Annotated in this window: 16 protein-coding genes and 1 riboswitch; of the genes, 3 read left to right on the top strand and 13 right to left on the bottom strand. The window is 36.5% G+C overall.

Features of this window, described 5'->3' with window-relative positions:
• Window positions 1–72: 72 nt before the first annotated feature.
• The 7 genes from ACJJVI_RS06450 to greA form a co-directional block, all read right to left on the bottom strand.
• Window positions 73–840, bottom strand: a complete 768-nt coding sequence (locus ACJJVI_RS06450) for an enoyl-CoA hydratase/isomerase family protein (protein ID WP_405351070.1) — start codon at window positions 838–840, stop codon at window positions 73–75.
• Window positions 841–950: 110 nt separating this feature from the next.
• Window positions 951–2,408 carry an ATP-binding protein gene (locus tag ACJJVI_RS06445; RefSeq protein WP_405351068.1) on the bottom strand — a complete coding sequence of 486 codons (1,458 nt, stop codon included), beginning with the start codon at window positions 2,406–2,408 and terminating at the stop codon, window positions 951–953.
• A gap of 134 nt (window positions 2,409–2,542) precedes the next feature.
• Window positions 2,543–3,547 (bottom strand): acyl-ACP desaturase, encoded by a 1,005-nt coding sequence (locus tag ACJJVI_RS06440; RefSeq protein ID WP_036582997.1) that lies wholly within the window; start codon window positions 3,545–3,547, stop codon window positions 2,543–2,545.
• A 101-nt stretch (window positions 3,548–3,648) separates the two neighbouring features.
• On the bottom strand, window positions 3,649–4,398 hold the full coding sequence (locus ACJJVI_RS06435) for a 1-acyl-sn-glycerol-3-phosphate acyltransferase (RefSeq protein WP_036582999.1): 750 nt from the start codon (window positions 4,396–4,398) through the stop codon (window positions 3,649–3,651).
• 146 nt (window positions 4,399–4,544) lie between these two features.
• Window positions 4,545–4,955 (bottom strand): BrxA/BrxB family bacilliredoxin, encoded by a 411-nt coding sequence (locus tag ACJJVI_RS06430; protein WP_006796555.1) that lies wholly within the window; start codon window positions 4,953–4,955, stop codon window positions 4,545–4,547.
• 124 nt (window positions 4,956–5,079) lie between these two features.
• Window positions 5,080–5,472 carry an HIT family protein gene (locus tag ACJJVI_RS06425; protein WP_042245374.1) on the bottom strand — a complete coding sequence of 131 codons (393 nt, stop codon included), beginning with the start codon at window positions 5,470–5,472 and terminating at the stop codon, window positions 5,080–5,082.
• Between the two features lie 2 nt (window positions 5,473–5,474).
• Window positions 5,475–5,951 (bottom strand): transcription elongation factor GreA, encoded by a 477-nt coding sequence (gene greA, locus ACJJVI_RS06420; protein ID WP_405351065.1) that lies wholly within the window; start codon window positions 5,949–5,951, stop codon window positions 5,475–5,477.
• 200 nt (window positions 5,952–6,151) lie between these two features.
• Between greA and ACJJVI_RS06415 the strand changes: the two genes are divergently transcribed.
• Window positions 6,152–6,580, top strand: coding sequence for a hypothetical protein (locus ACJJVI_RS06415; protein WP_036583017.1), 429 nt, complete (start codon window positions 6,152–6,154; stop codon window positions 6,578–6,580).
• Between the two features lie 72 nt (window positions 6,581–6,652).
• Here the strand turns inward: ACJJVI_RS06415 and ACJJVI_RS06410 are convergent, their stop codons facing one another.
• Together ACJJVI_RS06410 and ACJJVI_RS06405 are read right to left on the bottom strand one after the other, a co-directional pair.
• Window positions 6,653–8,842 carry a TonB-dependent receptor gene (locus ACJJVI_RS06410; protein WP_405351063.1) on the bottom strand — a complete coding sequence of 730 codons (2,190 nt, stop codon included), beginning with the start codon at window positions 8,840–8,842 and terminating at the stop codon, window positions 6,653–6,655.
• 132 nt (window positions 8,843–8,974) lie between these two features.
• Window positions 8,975–9,070, bottom strand: a riboswitch (TPP riboswitch).
• A 94-nt stretch (window positions 9,071–9,164) separates the two neighbouring features.
• Entirely contained in the window at window positions 9,165–10,406 is a 1,242-nt protein-coding gene (locus tag ACJJVI_RS06405; protein ID WP_405351061.1) for a M28 family peptidase, read from the bottom strand.
• Window positions 10,407–10,442: 36 nt separating this feature from the next.
• Here ACJJVI_RS06405 and ACJJVI_RS06400 point away from each other — a divergent pair, with 36 nt between their 5' ends.
• Window positions 10,443–11,543 carry a TolB family protein gene (locus ACJJVI_RS06400; RefSeq protein WP_405351059.1) on the top strand — a complete coding sequence of 367 codons (1,101 nt, stop codon included), beginning with the start codon at window positions 10,443–10,445 and terminating at the stop codon, window positions 11,541–11,543.
• A gap of 66 nt (window positions 11,544–11,609) precedes the next feature.
• Window positions 11,610–12,017, top strand: coding sequence for an IS200/IS605 family transposase (gene tnpA / locus ACJJVI_RS06395; protein WP_042269362.1), 408 nt, complete (start codon window positions 11,610–11,612; stop codon window positions 12,015–12,017).
• A 24-nt stretch (window positions 12,018–12,041) separates the two neighbouring features.
• On the opposite strand, the gene ACJJVI_RS06390 is transcribed toward tnpA, so the two are convergent.
• The 4 genes from ACJJVI_RS06390 to ACJJVI_RS06375 form a co-directional block, all read right to left on the bottom strand.
• Window positions 12,042–12,206 (bottom strand): hypothetical protein, encoded by a 165-nt coding sequence (locus ACJJVI_RS06390; protein ID WP_193743770.1) that lies wholly within the window; start codon window positions 12,204–12,206, stop codon window positions 12,042–12,044.
• Window positions 12,207–12,619: 413 nt separating this feature from the next.
• The gene (gene metG / locus ACJJVI_RS06385) at window positions 12,620–14,692 is read right to left on the bottom strand and encodes a methionine--tRNA ligase (protein ID WP_405351057.1); all 2,073 of its coding nucleotides are present in this window, start codon (window positions 14,690–14,692) and stop codon (window positions 12,620–12,622) included.
• Between the two features lie 127 nt (window positions 14,693–14,819).
• Window positions 14,820–16,424 carry a DUF1501 domain-containing protein gene (locus ACJJVI_RS06380; protein ID WP_405351056.1) on the bottom strand — a complete coding sequence of 535 codons (1,605 nt, stop codon included), beginning with the start codon at window positions 16,422–16,424 and terminating at the stop codon, window positions 14,820–14,822.
• Window positions 16,425–16,432: 8 nt separating this feature from the next.
• On the bottom strand, window positions 16,433–17,887 hold the full coding sequence (locus ACJJVI_RS06375) for a DUF1800 family protein (protein WP_405351055.1): 1,455 nt from the start codon (window positions 17,885–17,887) through the stop codon (window positions 16,433–16,435).
• Between the last annotated feature and the right edge of the window lie 26 nt (window positions 17,888–17,913).

Below are 17,913 nucleotides of genomic sequence, written 5' to 3'. Positions count from 1 at the left end.
CATACAACAAAAAGTAAATCAAAAAAGGACGGAAATAAATCCGCCCTTTTTTGACTTTTAAAAGTTTTATTTCTAAAACTCAGCTTTTCTCTTTTCTAAAAACGCAGTCGTTCCTTCTTTAAAGTCGTCTGTTCCAAAAGATGCACCAAAGCAGTCAATTTCTGCCTGATAACCATCGACTCCATCAATATAACCTGCATTTACCGCGTCAATAGCAGCACCTATTGCTACTGGACTATTACGCATTATTTTTCCTGCGATTTTCTCGCAAGTAGAAATCAATTCATCTTGTGTCACAACGTGGTTTACTAATCCATAAGAATGTGCCGTCGCAGCATCTATCATTCCTGCAGTCATAATCATTTCCATAGCACGTCCTTTACCTACTAATTGTGGTAAACGCTGTGTACCACCATATCCTGGTATGACTCCTAGAGAGACTTCTGGCAATCCTACTCTAGCATTATCACTTGCTATTCTAAAATGAGCAGACATTGCAAGTTCAAGTCCACCACCTAGTGCAAATCCATTTACTGCAGCGATAACAGGCTTAGAACAGTTCTCAACTTTATTAAAAAGTATGTCTTGTCCATGAGCGGCAAGCTCTTTACCTTGTTCTGGAGAGAAGTCTGCGAACTCTGCAATATCTGCACCAGCGACAAAAGCTTTTTCCCCACTACCGGTTAGAATAATCACCCTTGTATTTTCATTATCCTCGGCAGTATCTATTGCCTGACTTAATTCTGCAATGGTTTCTTTATTTAACGCATTGAGTTTATTAGGTCTGTTGATCGTAATGGTTGTGATTTTATTTTCTGTAGCAACTAGAATATTGTTCATGATCTATTATTTTTTACTGTTGTAAAAATAGACATAACCGCAGTGAAGTAAGAATTTGAATCTTTAAAAAAATGATAAGAATTCCTAGTATCGCTTTCGCGAAAGCGGATTTATCGAGATCTAGGTATTTGAACCGTAAATTCAGTCCCTACATTTACTTCAGTAGTCATGGTAATCGTGCCCTTAAAGTTCTCTACGATTTGCTTTACCATCGCAAGACCTAGTCCCATACCACTGTTTTTTGTGGTAAACTTAGGTTCAAAAATTTTAGTTTGATGATCTTCATGAACACCAGTTCCATTATCCTTTACTTTTAAGTAAACATTGTATTTATCATGCGTGACAGACACTTTAATCTCTGGAGACCTATCGGTATCTAACGCCTGTATAGCATTCTTTATCAAGTTAGTAACCACCCTTATAAGCTGTGTGCGATCAAAGATGGCAAACAGTGAAGCCGCATCTTCTTCATAAGTAATATACGACTCATTAAAAATATCTAGCGCAAGCTGTGTCACCATAGGTACATCAGTCTCTTCACTTTTTTGCGCTGGCATGGTCGCATAGGTAGAAAATGCACTGGCAATATTACTCATCACGTCTATTTGCTCAATAAGTGAGTTGCTATATTCCTTGAGCTTTTCTTGTGAATCAGGATCTGCTGGATCAAAACGACGTTGAAAACTTTGCACCGTTAACCTCATAGGCGTCAACGGATTTTTAATCTCATGCGCGACCTGTTTTGCCATTTCTCGCCAGGCTTGCTCACGCTCGCTTGTAGCCAGTTTTACGGCACTTTCCTCTAGTTGGTCAACCATATTGTTATAAGACATTACCAGCGCGTTTAACTCGCCAGCATCAGACTCATCTATTACAATTTTATCATTACGTTGTGCGATATTAATCTCTTTAAAACGATCGCTGATGCGGCTAATAGATTTGGTAATATATTTAGACAAGAAGTAAGCTAACCCTATAGAGAATAAGAACATCAAAACATAAATCCCAGAAAGTCTAGTGAGAAATTCCTTGAGTTCGTAATTCATAAAATCATCATTCTCTAGATAAGGTAAATTAAGAATCGCTATATTTTTAAACTGATTATCAGTTAGATAAGAATAACTAGACAGGTATTTCTTCCCATCTTCTTCAAATTCAATAACATATCGCCTGGTGTCAGAGGTCTTCAAACCTTCCAAAATGATATGATTGATCTGTAGTTCTAGACTATCGGCTTTAAGTTTAGGTTTTGAAGTTTTTATTAAACGACCTTGTAAATCGTACATGTTTACAGGCATACCGTGGATATCGCTTATCCCATAAATTTCTTCTCTGAAAATGAATTGAAGATTTTCTGTGACTACTTCAAAGTCGGTCTTGCGCAGTTCGTAGGCAATTTGTTCTTTAATGGCCTGTTCTTTACGTTGTAATCTTTTAGAATGGTAATCTTTAGCCTGTTCTCTTGATTGATAAATAGACATTCCAGCGATCAATAGACTGGAGATAAGTGTCAATAAAATCATCGCTATAAAAATGCGATTGCGCAGACTGTTTTGGTAGATTTTCATGATACGTAAATGTAATAACTTAATAAGACATTGTAAGGAATTAACAATAATCAAGCCGAAGTCCTTCAATACTTTGTAAACAAAAAATCCTTAGATGAGATCTAAGGATTTTTAAATAATTTACAACTTTGTGTTTAAGTAGTCATGGCTGGGTTTACCCATGTGAAACGAGTGATTTCTTCTGGTATTTTTATACGTTGAGAAACACGCTCCATACGTGCAGGAAGCTTCATTAAATAATCGCGTGCTTTTTCTGCCTCTTCATTCAATCCTTTCATATTTGCGATATCCCACATATCAATCAACTTTTGCATGATATCAATATAATCTTGTGCTGTGTAGACACCGATACGTTGTGCACTGTTTGAGAAATCCTCAAAAGCAGATCCCATAGATTGTCCTGCTTCTCTTAAAAACATAGCAGGCATAACGATTTTATTAACCATCATATCTTTAAAAGCAACCATCATATTATTAGGGTCTACTTTAAAAATCTCAGTAACAAACATGCTGTATGCTTTGTGATGACGCATCTCATCACCAGATATCATACGACACATTTTAGATAGCGCACTATTACCATAACCACGTGCGAGTTTTGCGACACGATTGTGTGATATATATGTGGCTAATTCTTGAAAACTAGTATAAATAAAGTTTTTATAAGGATCACGATCTGTTCCTATATCAAAACCGTCTGCAATTAAATGTTGTGTGGTAATCTCTATCTCGCGCATGTTCACACGACCAGATAAGTAAAGATACTTGTTCAACACATCGCCATGACGATTCTCTTCACCAGTCCACTGGCGTACCCATTTAGACCATATATTACCTTTTCCTTCTACTTGATTAATACCTTCTACATCCATAAGCCAGGACTCATAGGTAGGTAATGCTTCTTCAGTAATGGTATCTCCGACTAGAGCTACCCAAAAATCATAAGGTAGTTCCTTTGCCAGCTCTCTTAATTCTGTAACCTCATCAAAAAAAGTATCTTCTTGAGAGTTAGGTAAAAAGTCTGTAGGCTGCCATATCTTGTCGACCGGAATCAAGTACTCATCCATAAAGGACTGCACCTTACTTTCTAGCGATTGCATCACCTCGATGCGTATATTTTTTAGGGGCTTGATATTCATAAATATATTAATAGACTTTAAAAGTACGTGTTTTAATGTTTAGTTCGCTTTCGCGAAAGCGTAATTACAATAATAATCAGTTATTTACAGCATTTCTTAACTTAAGAATCTATTGCTGTACTGGTTACCGCACCATGTACTACTGATTCTGCCTGTGCTATAACTTCTTCTCCATCACGACCAGCGATAGGTATAGGCTCATGTACCAATACAGAAATCTTATTACCGATACCGTAAGGGAATTTCCCATAGCGATCCACTTTCCATGAGTTGTTTACCGTTACTGGTACAACGACAGCATCTGGTATATATTTAAAAAGCGTTAATAAACCTTTAGTTTTAAAAGGCTTAGGAACACCAGTGCGGCTTCTAGAACCTTCGGCAAAAATCACAACGCTGCGTTTCTTTTCATAAACGTTTTTTGCAAATTTTATTAATGCCGCAATAGATTGTCTTGCGTCCTTGCGATCGATGGCACAGTTCTCACCAATGCGCAGGTTAAGAGATATACTAGGTATTCCTTTTGCTAGTTCTTTTTTTGCAATAAACTTTGCGTGATAATGACGCAAGTGATAAATCAATGGTGGTATATCAAACATACTCTGGTGATTACTCACAAATATATATGATGGCCCTACAGGCAATTCTTCTTTAAACTTAAAGTCAAAGGTGTTGAAAAGCGGCAGCTGGGTTTGCATTAAAAACCAGTTTAAAATGGCAACACTTTTTCTATGGGCGTCATATCCCCATATTTTATGACATATCAACTGGATAGGATGAAAGATCACCAGCATCAAAAAAAAGAGTATAAAATGTAGTATCGTTAAAGGATACGAGATAATTTTTTGCATAGCACAAATATATAATGCAAAAAGTGCATATCCATCGATGTTTGAATCAATTGATATGCACGCATAGTAAAAGGAATGGTGCTGTATAAATAAAAAAGGTTGTGTATTTCTACACAACCTTTTTTATTTCTTAAACTAGAAATGTATTAGCAATTCTCGTTGTAAGCTTCTTTAAGATTTTCAGCAATCATCTCTGCTGGGCGACCTTCAATGTGGTGACGCTCTAACATGTGCACTAACTCACCGTTTTTGAATAATGCCATACTAGGTGAACTAGGTGGAAAAGGAATCATAGCTGCTCTTGCTGCATCTACTGCCTCACGATCTACACCTGCAAATACCGTCACGATATGATCTGGTTTTTTTGCGTTTTCTAAAGACATTTTTGCTCCAGGACGCGCATTTGCAGCAGCACATCCACATACTGAATTTACTACTACTAGTGTTGTTCCTTCTTTACTAATTGCGCTATTTACAGCGTCTGCGGTATATAAGTGTTCAAAACCTGCGTTTCCTAAATCATCGCGCATCGGTTGAACTAATTCTGCTGGGTACATAATATTAATTTTTTACAAAGGTAAAACCTATCTCGTTAATCTACCTGTTAATGATATCATTAAATCTTATGATGTTATTAATCTATACCTTACAGGTCTTAATGATCGATGTGGTTTTTAATACTTAATGGTCAAATCGCGCCTTAACTCTCGTAGCGATGTCTTGCATTTCTTCATCAGATAATGATACTTTATTTGAAAAACGCATGTCTTCCATATCACGTAGTGGTATTAAATGTACATGTACATGAGGAACTTCTAGTCCTATAACGCTCATCCCGATTCTTAAACAGGTTACTTCTTCTCTCAACGCCAGTGCAACTTCTCTAGAGAAATCCATTAGGTCAAAGTAAGTCTCGCTATCGAGGTCAAAGATTTTATTGACCTCTTTTTTAGGAACACATAAGGTATGTCCTGGAGCATTAGGATTAATATCTAAAAAAGCGATAAAGTCCTCATTTTCTGCTACTTTGTAACATGGGATTTCTCCGTTAATAATTTTTGTGAATACACTCATAACTATCCTCTTGAAATTTCCATAATTTCTAGCTTAATGGTTCCTACTGGCACAACAGCCTCGGCAACTTCACCTACTTCTTTACCTAATAAGGCTTTCCCTATAGGAGAATCGACAGATATTAAACCTTTAGTAATATCAGACTCACTTTGTGCCACGAGCTTATAGTTCATGACCATTTTATTATTCAGGTTTTTGATTTTTACATTGCTATGGATAAGGACTTTAGATAGATCTAAATCAGTCTCATCAATAATACGAGCGTTAGAGACTACTGCTTCTAGCTTAGAAATACGCATTTCCAGCATTCCTTGAGCTTCTTTGGCAGCATCATATTCTGCATTTTCACTTAAATCACCTTTGTCTCTTGCTTCAGCGATGGCCTGTGATGCTCTAGGGCGCTCAATGTCTTTAAGCTGTTTTAGCTCGTCTTTTAATTTTTTAAACCCTTCTTCTGTATAGTACGATACGTTACTCATAGTTTTGCTGTTTTAATTATTCACGTTGGCTATTTTAAGACAGCTTCCGCGAAAGCGTATTCTCTAATTCACTCCTACATTTACCAGTAATTGAGAATATAAATAACAAAATCCCATCATTGCTGCGGGATTTCAAAAACAAATATACTAAATATCAATATCATCGTTATACATTTGAAGTCTTTAAAAGAAACTTAATTATGCGTAAAGCGTTTATTATTAGTGTGCTGTTTATCGTATTATCATGCGCAAGTGATGATGACGCTCGCAACAATCCTTTTCTGGTTAACCTTGCCTTTCAGGTAGATTTAAACACCAATTTACCACAGTATGGTGCTTTAAACTTTCCTGGCAATTTTGTAGTGGTTAATAGTGGTGGCTTGCGTGGTTTTGTCATATACCATCCCGGTAACTCACAATATTTTGCCTATGAATTAAGTGACCCTAATCACTCGCCTAATGAGTGTTCTAAAATGACAGTTTCTGGTATCACGGCATCTTGTCCGTGTACAGATGATAATAATGAGTACAGTATCTTTAATGGCCAGCCTACACAAGGTGGCGGACAATATGGTTTAAAAGCTTATCGTGTAGAACGTAGTGGTAATATTATTAGAGTCTTTAATTAAAAAAGGCTCTAATCTAGCGTGATATTTAAAATCACTTCTAGATTAGAACCTGAATGAAGTTTTATTATACTTTTAAAAAGTAAGTGTTACTCCAGTTAAGAAGTTAATACCTGCTTGAGGATAGAATCCATTACCTTCTACAGTTGTGATGGTGCCTGGATTAGAGAAATCGTCATCATAGGTAAAGTAATAACCGTTAGACTCATATTTCTCATCAAAGATGTTATTTACTAGTGCAGTAAGCACAATAGTTTTAAAAACTGATCGTGGCTTAATGGTGTAAATTAAATTGATGTCATTTGTAAAATAGCTGTCTAATTTAGATTCTTGCGCCTCAGTATTACTCATAAACTGCTCACCAACAAACTTACTAAGTAAAGAAACTTGTAGATTTTTTATAGGTTGAAAAACGATAGCATTTGCGGCTACTACTTCTGGTGAAAAAGCGATATCAGTACTGCCTAGATTTTGCAATTCACCATCAAATGATCTTATGGTTTCTTTATTCTTATTGCTGCTTAAAGCTAGATTAGGCTGGATTGTAAGTTTACTATTAACTGGTATTACAGCTTCTAATTCTAGACCTAAACGATAGCTTTCACCACTATTAGTTCTTAATGGTGCACCTACATCATTTAACTCACCACTTAACACTAATTGCTCATTATATAACATTAAGTAACCGTTTGCATTGAAGGAGAAGTTGCCTTCTTTGTGACGCCATCCTAGTTCAAAGTCATTCAACTGTTCTGGTCTGATAGAAGAGTCACTTTCAAAATCGTTTCTATTAGGCTCTCTATTTGCTCTTGCATACGATAGGTATAAATCATTATTATCGTTATACTTATACGTTATACCGGCCTTAGGATTAAAGAATGTGTAATTCTCATCAACTAACAATTCTACAAGATCTGATGTAATCCCAGACGTAGAATAATTTACGTTTCTTACCTGTAAGTCACCATACAATTGAACTTTATCATTAAGCTTATAAGTAGCTTTTGAGAACACAGAGAAGTCATTCTTTTTACCATTACCATCATAATATCGGTCTCTGATATTGCTTTGACTTGCAAATCTTGCCCATATCACTTCACCATAATGATCACCGTCATAATGACTGATGGATGTCCCGAAAATCATGTCTAGATTTCTATTTTTATAATTTGCGCTCGCATTAAAAACATAATAATCATTATCTAACCAGCGACGACGTATTACATCTGTTGTATTTACAGTCTGTCCATCAACTGTTAGTTCATCAAATCCATAGGTAGAAAAGTCATCATCTTCTTTAAACTGCTCAAAGAATCCACGCCCGTAAGTATAGTTCAATCCTATGTTAGTAGACCAGTTTCTATTATAACGCTGGTTCCAGTGTAATTGATAGTGATCTTGTCTATAATCATCTACCTCGTTATCATAAAATTGAGTGACACCATTCTCATCTTCATATTGACCAGCTGGATTAAAGGTTCTGTTTTCTCTAAGCGTTGCCTTATCGATACCAAACCAAGATTGATAAGTAACATTATTACCACCAAAAGTCACCGCTTTAATTAAGGTATTATCATCTACATAAGCACCTTGTAAGAAATACGATTTTAAGTCTGAGGTCGCTCTGTCGATATAACCATCAGATTGTATGTTAGACAATCTACCTGCAATCTCAAAGTGATCATTCATGAGACCTGTTGAGAACTTTACAGTGTGTTTTCTACTATTAAAACTACCTATAGAATTAGAGATTTCACCGCTGGATTCTTTAGAAACTGCATCAGTTAATACATTAATACTTGCTCCAAAGGCACCACTACCATTAGTACTAGTTCCTACTCCACGCTGTAGTTGTAAACTCTCTACAGAAGAAGAAAAGTCTCCTAGATTTACCCAAAATGTACCTAGCGATTCTGCATCTGTATAAGGAATACCATTGATGGTCACGTTAGTAGATTGTGAACTTACACCACGTACTCTTAATCCTGTATAACCTATACCAGCACCAGCATCAGTGGTGGTAACTACAGATGGTAAAAAATTAAGTAGCATAGGAATGTCTTGTCCTAAGTTACGTTTTGCAATTTCCTCTTTAGTAAGGTTACCGTGTGTGATAGGCGATTTTGCATTTACACGTACAGCTTTTACAAGCACCGCATCTAGTTTTTCAGATTTTGTGGTGTCTGCTTCTTGTGTTGTTTGCGCTGTTGCTAGGCCGGTTACGGTTAATGCCATAGCAATTACAACGCGAGATAAATGTTTCATTAGAACTTTTTTTAAGTTCAAATAAAAGGGGCATTTATTCGGTTTGATTAAAATAAAATGTTTGAAGGATTCTCTTGATAAAGATAGTTGCGAAGCCTGCTTCCGCGAAAGCGAAATTATAGCACACAAATCAACTAACTTAAATCTTTTCCCTTAGCGACATTACTCGCCCAGGTTCCTTGGGTATTATCTCAGCCTTTATTTCTAAAAGCACCCCTTGAGATTGGGTGCAAAAATAGTCTGAAAATGTAAATAGAAAAACAAAAAGAGAATTAAATTTAAACGAGACTAGAAACGCTCACTCTCTAAATAATTCCTAAGCCTAAAACTCAATCTCTTTCTCCACCATTTTACCATCACGATCAACGGTTACCATAGTCTTATCACCATTATCAAATGTTGATAATGTGCGCATGTAACTCATCATATCTACTATAGTACTATCACCTAGTTTTACAACGACATCACCTTTCAACAATCCTGCTTTTTGTGCTGGTTTCTCTTCGCTTACTCCATCAATACGCATTCCTTTTCCGGTAAATAAATAATCTGGAACTACGCCTAGGCCTACTTTAAAACGCGGCACTTCTTCACTCTCGTTTTTTGTTTTTCTAAAGGCTAGTTTTCCAGCGTTATCAAACTCTGCAGTGATTCTTAAGATATAATCAGAGATTTTTTGCATCCCATCATAATTCAATTTCTCGGCATCGTCGCCTGGTTTGTGGTAATCTTCATGTTGGCCAGTGAAAAAATGCAATACCGGAATATCATTTAAGTAAAACGACGTGTGATCACTTGGACCTACACCGCTCTCGCTTAGCGCTAGTTCAAAATCTTTATTGACCGCATTTACAATCTGATTCCATCGTGGTGAAGTTCCTGTTCCATATACTGCTAAAGTGTTTTCTTCATTTAGCCTGCCGACCATATCCATGTTAATCATGTAGGTAATAGAATCTAGGGCAATTGTCGGGTTTTTAGTAAAGTAATTAGAACCTAATAATCCCATTTCTTCACCAGAAAATGCCATGAATAAGTAGTTATTCCCTTTTTTATCGCTCGTTTTCAATTCGTAAGCTAGGTCTAACATAACCGCAACACCACTCGCATTATCATCTGCTCCATTATGGATTGCTTCTCCTTCACGATGTAGAGAACCTTCACCACCCATTCCTAAGTGATCATAGTGCGCACCTATTACTACTGTTTGTGCAGCGCCATTATCAATATAACCTAGAACGTTAGTACCTGTAAGAAATGCATCGCCTTTCTCATCTGTAAAGGCAGCTTCTTGATGTGGATCGCTTGAAGGTTTAAAAGAAAAAGTCTGGAAATAAGTTCCTTCATTACCTTTAGGTTCTAGACCAGATTCTTTCATGCGTTTTGCAATATAATCTGCTGCTTGCAATTCATAAGAAGTACCAGTCTCACGACCTTGCAAGTCGTCTGACGCTAGATAGACCACATCGGCTTTCATATTACCTTTTACAGGTTCTAAAGGTTTCACTTCTGTCTTGCAAGAGACTAATAAACAAATGGCTATAAAAAGTGTCGTGATTCTCATATCTAGCTTGTAATTTTGCTCAAAATTAAATCATCCATGAGAACGTTCCTATTTCTAATCGCATTAATGGCTGTTATAAGCTGTAAAGACTCTGTAAATACTGAAGCAGCAGCTACAACTGAAGCAGAAAAAGTCAATGACAATCCATTGATTATGGAAGGTGAAAATCATTTTAAGGATATCCAGCAGGTGACCTTTGGTGGCGATAATGCCGAGGCTTACTGGAGTTTTGATGATAAACAACTGGTGTTTCAAAGCAACAACACCGCTTGGGATGTAGAATGTGATCAAATGTTCTTGATGAATAATGGAGATAGCTTTCGCGAAAGCGTGCCTAAAATGGTCTCTACTGGTAAAGGAAGAACGACCTGTGCTTATTTCTTACCAGATAATGAGCATATCATTTATGCAAGTACGCACCTTGCGATGGATGATTGTCCAGATACTCCATTGAAAGAAAACGGGAAATATGTATGGCCTATTTATTACAGCTATGACATTTTTGTCGCAGATCTAGAAGGAAATATCACAGCTCAATTAACTGACGAAAAAGGTTATGATGCAGAGCCTACTGTTTCTCCGCAAGGCGATAAAATTGTATTTACTAGTGATCGCAGCGGTGATCTAGAATTATATACTATGAATATAGATGGTAGTAATGTGAAGCAAATCACTTATGAATTAGGTTATGATGGTGGCGCATTCTTCTCACCAGATGGTACACAACTCATTTTCCGTTCTTCAAGACCTAAGACCGAAGCTGAAATCAAAGAATATAAAGATTTATTGAAAGTAGGATTAGTACAGCCTACAGAGATGGAACTCTACATTTGTAATGCAGACGGATCTGATTTACGCCAGTTAACGCAGTTAGGAAATGCTAATTGGTCACCTTTCTTTTTACCAGATGGTAAGCGAGTATTGTTCTCTTCAAATTTTGAAGCTGAGCGCGGTTTTCCTTTCAACTTATACATGATCAATACTGATGGAACTGGTCTTGAACGCATCACACACGGTGAAACTTTTGACGCATTTCCCGTATTCTCTAATAATGGAAAATATCTAGCTTTTTCATCTAACCGCAATAATGGTGGTGGACGTGATACGAATTTGTTTATTGCGGAGTGGAAGGATTAATCTTATTCTCTAAGGGCAGACTTAAGTCTGCCCTTAGAGAATGAAATGTTTTCCTATCTTTAAGTTATGTCACGTAACAACCTGCAACTCTACATACATCTTGTTTTTGTCACAAAGCATAGAGATTTTATGATTATGGAAAATTTAGAACTTAAACTCCATAAATTCCTAAGAGAGAAAATGGAAGAGCTTGAAATTGTACCATTGATGATAAATGGCATGCCTGACCATTTACATATTCTACTAAAGATGCCTGCTAAAATTACAGTCTCCTACATCGCTCAACAATTAAAAGGAACTAGTTCTAGATTTATGAATGAGTTGTCTGGAAATCAAGGAATTTTTGAATGGTCTAGAGGTTATGGCGCTTTCACAGTCAGCAAAAAGGACATAACTATGATTTCAAACTATATAAAAAATCAGAAAGAACATCATAAGTCTGGTACGTTAAGTCAAGACTTTGAACAGGTGTAGTTTTCCCTAAGGGCAGAAAAGCAATCATTCTTGAATTCTAAAAATTATTACATCTTTATAATTACGATGAAATAATTGAGAGTTAATTGAATCATTTTTTAAAACAGTGATCTCCATCAAAGATTTAGGACTAACCTTCAAGTTTTTTCCTTTTTCAGATTCTACAGGAATTCCATTCAGAATCACCATTCTATCATTTTTTATTTCCAAAAAATATTCTTTGAATTCTAAAAATTCAATCATTGAATCTCTATCAATATGAATAGCTTTTTTGCTCTTATCTCGTACAACTGATTTTACATTATTCCTATCGAGATAATAGTTTTTTAGTTCAATTAATGATGAGTCTAAATAGATTTTATAATCGTCTGAATACTTTTTTAGGATCCTATCACGATGATAATTTATTTGAATAGTCGAACAACTCGACGATATTAAGATTATAATTAAACCATATAAACAACGTTGCATCTGCGTGAATTTGGTTTAAACATAAAGTTACGGCTTGAGATAATAAAGTTGAAATGAGTGAAAGCTAGTTAACAATGAGTTTCTTGTCTCATCCCAAAGGGCAGACTTAAGTCTGCCCTTTGGAAATAAATTTATGCTATAGTAGCACCATTCACAACGGCATCATCTGGATTTACAAAGACTAGTTTTCCTTCTGGATCTTCGGCAAGGAGAATCATTCCTTGAGATTCTACACCACGTAGTTTTCTAGGAGCAAGATTTGCCAGTACGGTTACTTTACGACCTACTAATTCCTCAGCACTAAAATGCTTTGCGATTCCAGAAACGATAGTTCTTTTATCTATTCCAGTATCTACGGTCATGACCATTAACTTGTCAGTTTTAGGCATCTTCTCAGCAGTAAGAATTTCTCCTACTCGCAAGTCCATTTTCATGAAATCGTCGTAATTAGTCTCGTCTTTTTGTGGCATAAGGTTAGGAATTGTTGCCGCATTTGCAGCTTTAGTAGCTTCTAATTTTTCTAATTGTGCGGTTACCTGTTCATCTTCTATTCTAGAGAAAAGCAACTCGGCTTTATTGATTTTGTGGTTGGATGGTAGTAATGGTTCTGAGCTTGCTACACGAATCCAACTAGTAGATTCCGCATCAAGTAAAGAATAACCGAGCATACTTTTTAACTTACTTGAAGTATGCGGTAGGAAAGGTTCACTTAATATAGCAAGCGCAGTAGTTAATTGCAAACACACATACATAATGTTTTGCACTTGCTCTGGATTTGTTTTAGCTAGTTTCCATGGTTCTAATCCTTCTTCGGCAATGTATTTATTACCTATACTGGATAAGTTCATTAATTCTTGCAATGCTTCTCTAAAACGATAACGATCTAAACTATCACCTATGGTTTTAGGAAATGCTTTGATTTGTTCTAAAACATCTAGATCTCTTTGAGCAAGATTAGCCGTTTCAGGAACAATACCGTCGTAGTATTTATTAGTCAATACTATAACACGGTTTACAAAGTTTCCTAGGTTTGCAACTAACTCATTATTATTTCTCGCTTGAAAATCTTTCCAAGTAAAATTATTATCCTTAGTCTCTGGTGCGTTTGCCGTTAATACATAACGTAACACATCTTGCTGTCCAGGGAAATCTTCTAGATACTCATGTAACCAAACGGCCCAGTTTCTAGAAGTAGAAATCTTATCATCTTCTAGATTTAAAAATTCATTTGCTGGCACATTATCTGGCATCACATAATCGCCATGCGCTTTTAACATTGCAGGGAAAATAATACAGTGAAAAACAATATTATCCTTACCTATAAAGTGCAATAGTTTTGTATCATCCTTTTTCCAGTAATCTTCCCAATTTTTGCCTTCTCGAGCTGCCCATTCTTTAGTCGCTGAGATATAGCCAATAGGAGCATCAAACCAAACGTATAACACCTTACCATCTGCTCCTTCTACAGGAACTGGAATTCCCCAATCTAGATCACGCGTCACGGCACGTGGATGCAAACCATCTGTAATCCAGCTTTTTACTTGACCTAAAACGTTAGCTTTCCAATCCTTAGAATGTCCTTCAACAATCCACTCATTTAACCAGTCGCTATATTCATCTAGTGGTAAAAACCAGTGTTTAGTTTCCTTAAGTTCTGGTATATTACCTGTAATAGCACTTTTAGGATCTATTAAGTCTGTTGCGTTATGAGAAGTTCCACATTTCTCACATTGATCTCCATAAGACTCTGTATTACCACACTTAGGACAAGTACCTACTACAAAGCGATCTGCTAGAAACTGGTCTGCTTCTGGATCGTATAATTGCTCTGTTACTTGTTCTATAAACTTACCGTCATTATAGAGTTTTGTAAAAAAAGCACTTGCTGTATTATGATGCTCTGTAGAACTAGTACGACCATAATGGTCAAAGGTGATCCCAAATTCTTCAAAAGAGTCGCCTATAATTTTATGATAACGATCTACCAGTTCTTGCGGAGTAATACCTTCTTTTTTTGCCTTAATAGTAATGGGAACACCATGCTCATCACTACCACAAATAAAGGCTACATCACTACCACGCATGCGCTGGTAACGTGCAAAAATATCTGCAGGCACATACACACCTGCAAGGTGACCTATATGAACTGGACCGTTAGTATATGGCAATGCTGCCGTAATCGTAAATCGTTGTTGACTGCTCATGAACTTATTTTGAGAGTTGCAAATTTACGATTAATGAAACAGCTATGCACGTGTTTTTATAGCAGGTTGATGGTTATAATGATGCTTTCGCGAAAGCGTAAACACAAATCAAAATATAATCAGAGAGTTATCGTATCAAAAACTGGCTCGAGTACTGATCTGTACCAGAACTAATTCTGTAGATATAATTACCAGATGCTAATCGAGTTTGTAGCGTTGCTTTTATATCGATCTCATGAACACCAGGCATGTAATATTCATTTGCTAACTGACCTATTTGCTGGCCCATGAAATTGTAAACCTTAATATCCAACTTGCGCCCTACATCCATTTTTAGATATAGCACATCGCTGTCCTGTCTATTGACCACAAAGTGTTTAAAATCTTGATTTTCAAAAGATGGATTTGATAAAGTAGTACAATTAAATCCTAAATTTATATTGTTATAATTACCATTAAGCATCGCCTGATCTACCACTGTAGGATCAATACACAACCATTCTTTCATAACGGTAGAGTATATATCTCTAAAGTCTGTGCTATAGATCATATTACCATTTGCATCTAGATTAGTTAAGCTAGGATGCGATCCTATAAAGCCATTACCGTTTAATCCACCACCAAAAAGCATCATAGGTGCTGCAGCGCCATGGTCTGTACCGTTAGAACCGTTTTCTTCTACACGACGACCAAATTCTGATATAGTCATACACAATACTTCATCCTGATTTCCGTAGGCCGCAAGATCTGTATAAAAAGCGTCAATTGAATCTGCTAATTTTTGCATACGATCTGCATGAGTACTAGCTTGATTTGCATGTGTGTCAAACCCATCTAAGGTTACCATATAAACCTTAGTTCCTAATTGACCTTTAATCAATCTTGCAACAATTGCCAGCTGGTCTGCAATGGTATGATTTCCATATGTGGCTTGCGTTGTACTTGCTTGATATGCAGTATTGATAACACCTGCATAAGCAAACGTGGTGTTAGTAGTAGTTCTTAAAAAGCTTAACTGATCGCCATAAGTACATGGTGGCACATTCAACGCATCGTGCTGCCATCCGTTTTGTGCTAGATTATAAAGCTGTTGTGGATCTGCCACAGAAAAGGCATAATTAGTTTGTATACCTTCAAAAGCTAGATTACCTAAACTACCTATTTGTATCGCCGGCGGAATAGCTGGCGGACTCAATAAAAAATTAGGATACTCATTTTCAAAAAATCTACCCATCCATCCGGTTTCTTCATTATTTACAGCATCTGTGCTTGCCCATATATCACTAGATCTGAAATGTGATAAATCCTGGCCTGCATATCCTACACCATGTACAACTTTCATCTCTCCATTTCCCCATCGAGATTGCAAACTACTCATGTATGATGGCAACCCATAGTCTGTCGATAAATTATAGAGGCTGCTTTGAGCAAGTGCGATGTTAGGTCGTTGAGAAGCATAAGTACCGTACTGATTTAATGGGACAATTGTATTCAAACCATCGTTTCCACCTTTCAGCCTTATTAATACTAAAACACGATCATTTGTACTAGATGATAACGCCGCTGTAATAGGGCTAGCCATCGCACTAGAAATCTGAGCTCCACCTAATGCAAATGTTCCTGCACCGGCAATACCTAGGGCTTGTAAAAAAGTTCTACGGCTCCAGGCTTCATGTTCTTCATGATGCGCTTGTGAATTAGGGTCTTGATGTTTTTTATGAGTATCACACATAGCGCTAATTATTTAAGTTGAAATTCTGGCATTCTAAAAATGTGTTGCAGTAATAAAACCACTTGATAAGGAACAGAACCCCATTGAAGATTCCATTGCATATTATCATAATAATTTTGAGGCACATCTCCTTTAAATACTTGTGTTGCTAGAGCATAGTCTGCCGTAGTATGCAATGTTTTTGGAACAAATCGATCCACCATTTCTTGAGCGATAACCGCAGGATCATTATTAGAACTTGCTATAGAAATAACTAGGTTTCTAAATAGCTCTTGATCTAGATTCCATGTGGTCCACATAATATATTCTAGACCTTGCCACCTACCGGTTATCGTGCTGCTATTGATCCAATCGCGATCACCTTGCCATCCTGCAACATCTACTGGATTATAATATTCTTGACCTAAGTTTGCCGAATAATATACCAACACTTCAAGTTGTTGTGGTGTGTATGGAAAATTAGCCTCTTTTATAAAAGTTAAAAAGCAATCTATTGGATCTTTAATAATAGAACCTATAGCATCATCTTCAAAAAAGTGCTCACTTTTAAAAAGCTGTCTTAAAACCGGTACAATTTCCCAGTTCCCAGTGCGGAATGTTGTCGCTAATTGATCAATTATAGTCTGTGAAGGCAACTCTGGACTCACAAAAGCTCTATATATTTTTTTTACGATAAAGTCTGAAATCTCATTTGCTCTAACACTGAAAAGATGATCTATTAAACTGTCATGATCAAAATTAGTAGGTGCACTACCGAAGATTATTTTATCTGTATTATCAAATGTAGAACTTTGAAATACAATAGGCGCGCCCAATTGGGTCCAGCTATTATATCCTGTTAAAGCTCTAGCCGCTTCTACAATATCTGTTTGTGTATAATTATTATTTGCTCCTAGAGTGAATAACTCAAAAAGTTCTCGAGCATAATTTTCATTTGGACTCCATTTATTGTTAAGCACTCCATTAAGATAAACCAGCATGGCCTCATTCTTACCGATCTCTTTAGTAAGCGTTTTAAAATTACCTAAAGCATGAGTTTGCAATAGATCATAATATTGATATAGCCATGATGGCGCTTGATAATCATCTGCCTTAGTCACAAAATGATTATGCCAAAAAAGCGTCATTTTAGCCCTTAATTTAAGATTAAGAGAATCATCAAAGGTTTGTTTCAACCATTCTACCATTTGAGGAAATGCCTCGCTATTAAAATCTGTATAATCAGATTGTGCCCAGTTGCCCCAAACCGGCGCTGGTGTATTCATATAATTGATAGAATCTGTAATCCAAGTATCTACAAATGCCGTAGGTGATTGAGATAAAATGGCATTCTCTTGTGCGACGTCTAGCCCATATCCCAGTCTTTTTACTACATGCCTTATTCGTTGTATATTCCATGGTTTTGTTGTCGTAGGAACATAAGGCAATAAGGTAGCTGTGTTACAAGATGTAAAAGTTTCCATAAGCTAGCACATTAAGTATTAATGAT

The sequence above is a fragment of the Nonlabens sp. Asnod3-H03 genome (assembly GCF_045063665.1).
In the GTDB taxonomy this organism is placed as follows: domain Bacteria; phylum Bacteroidota; class Bacteroidia; order Flavobacteriales; family Flavobacteriaceae; genus Nonlabens; species Nonlabens ulvanivorans.
The sequence above is the reverse complement of the archived record's forward strand: the minus strand, read 5'-3'. Positions and strand labels throughout refer to the sequence as shown.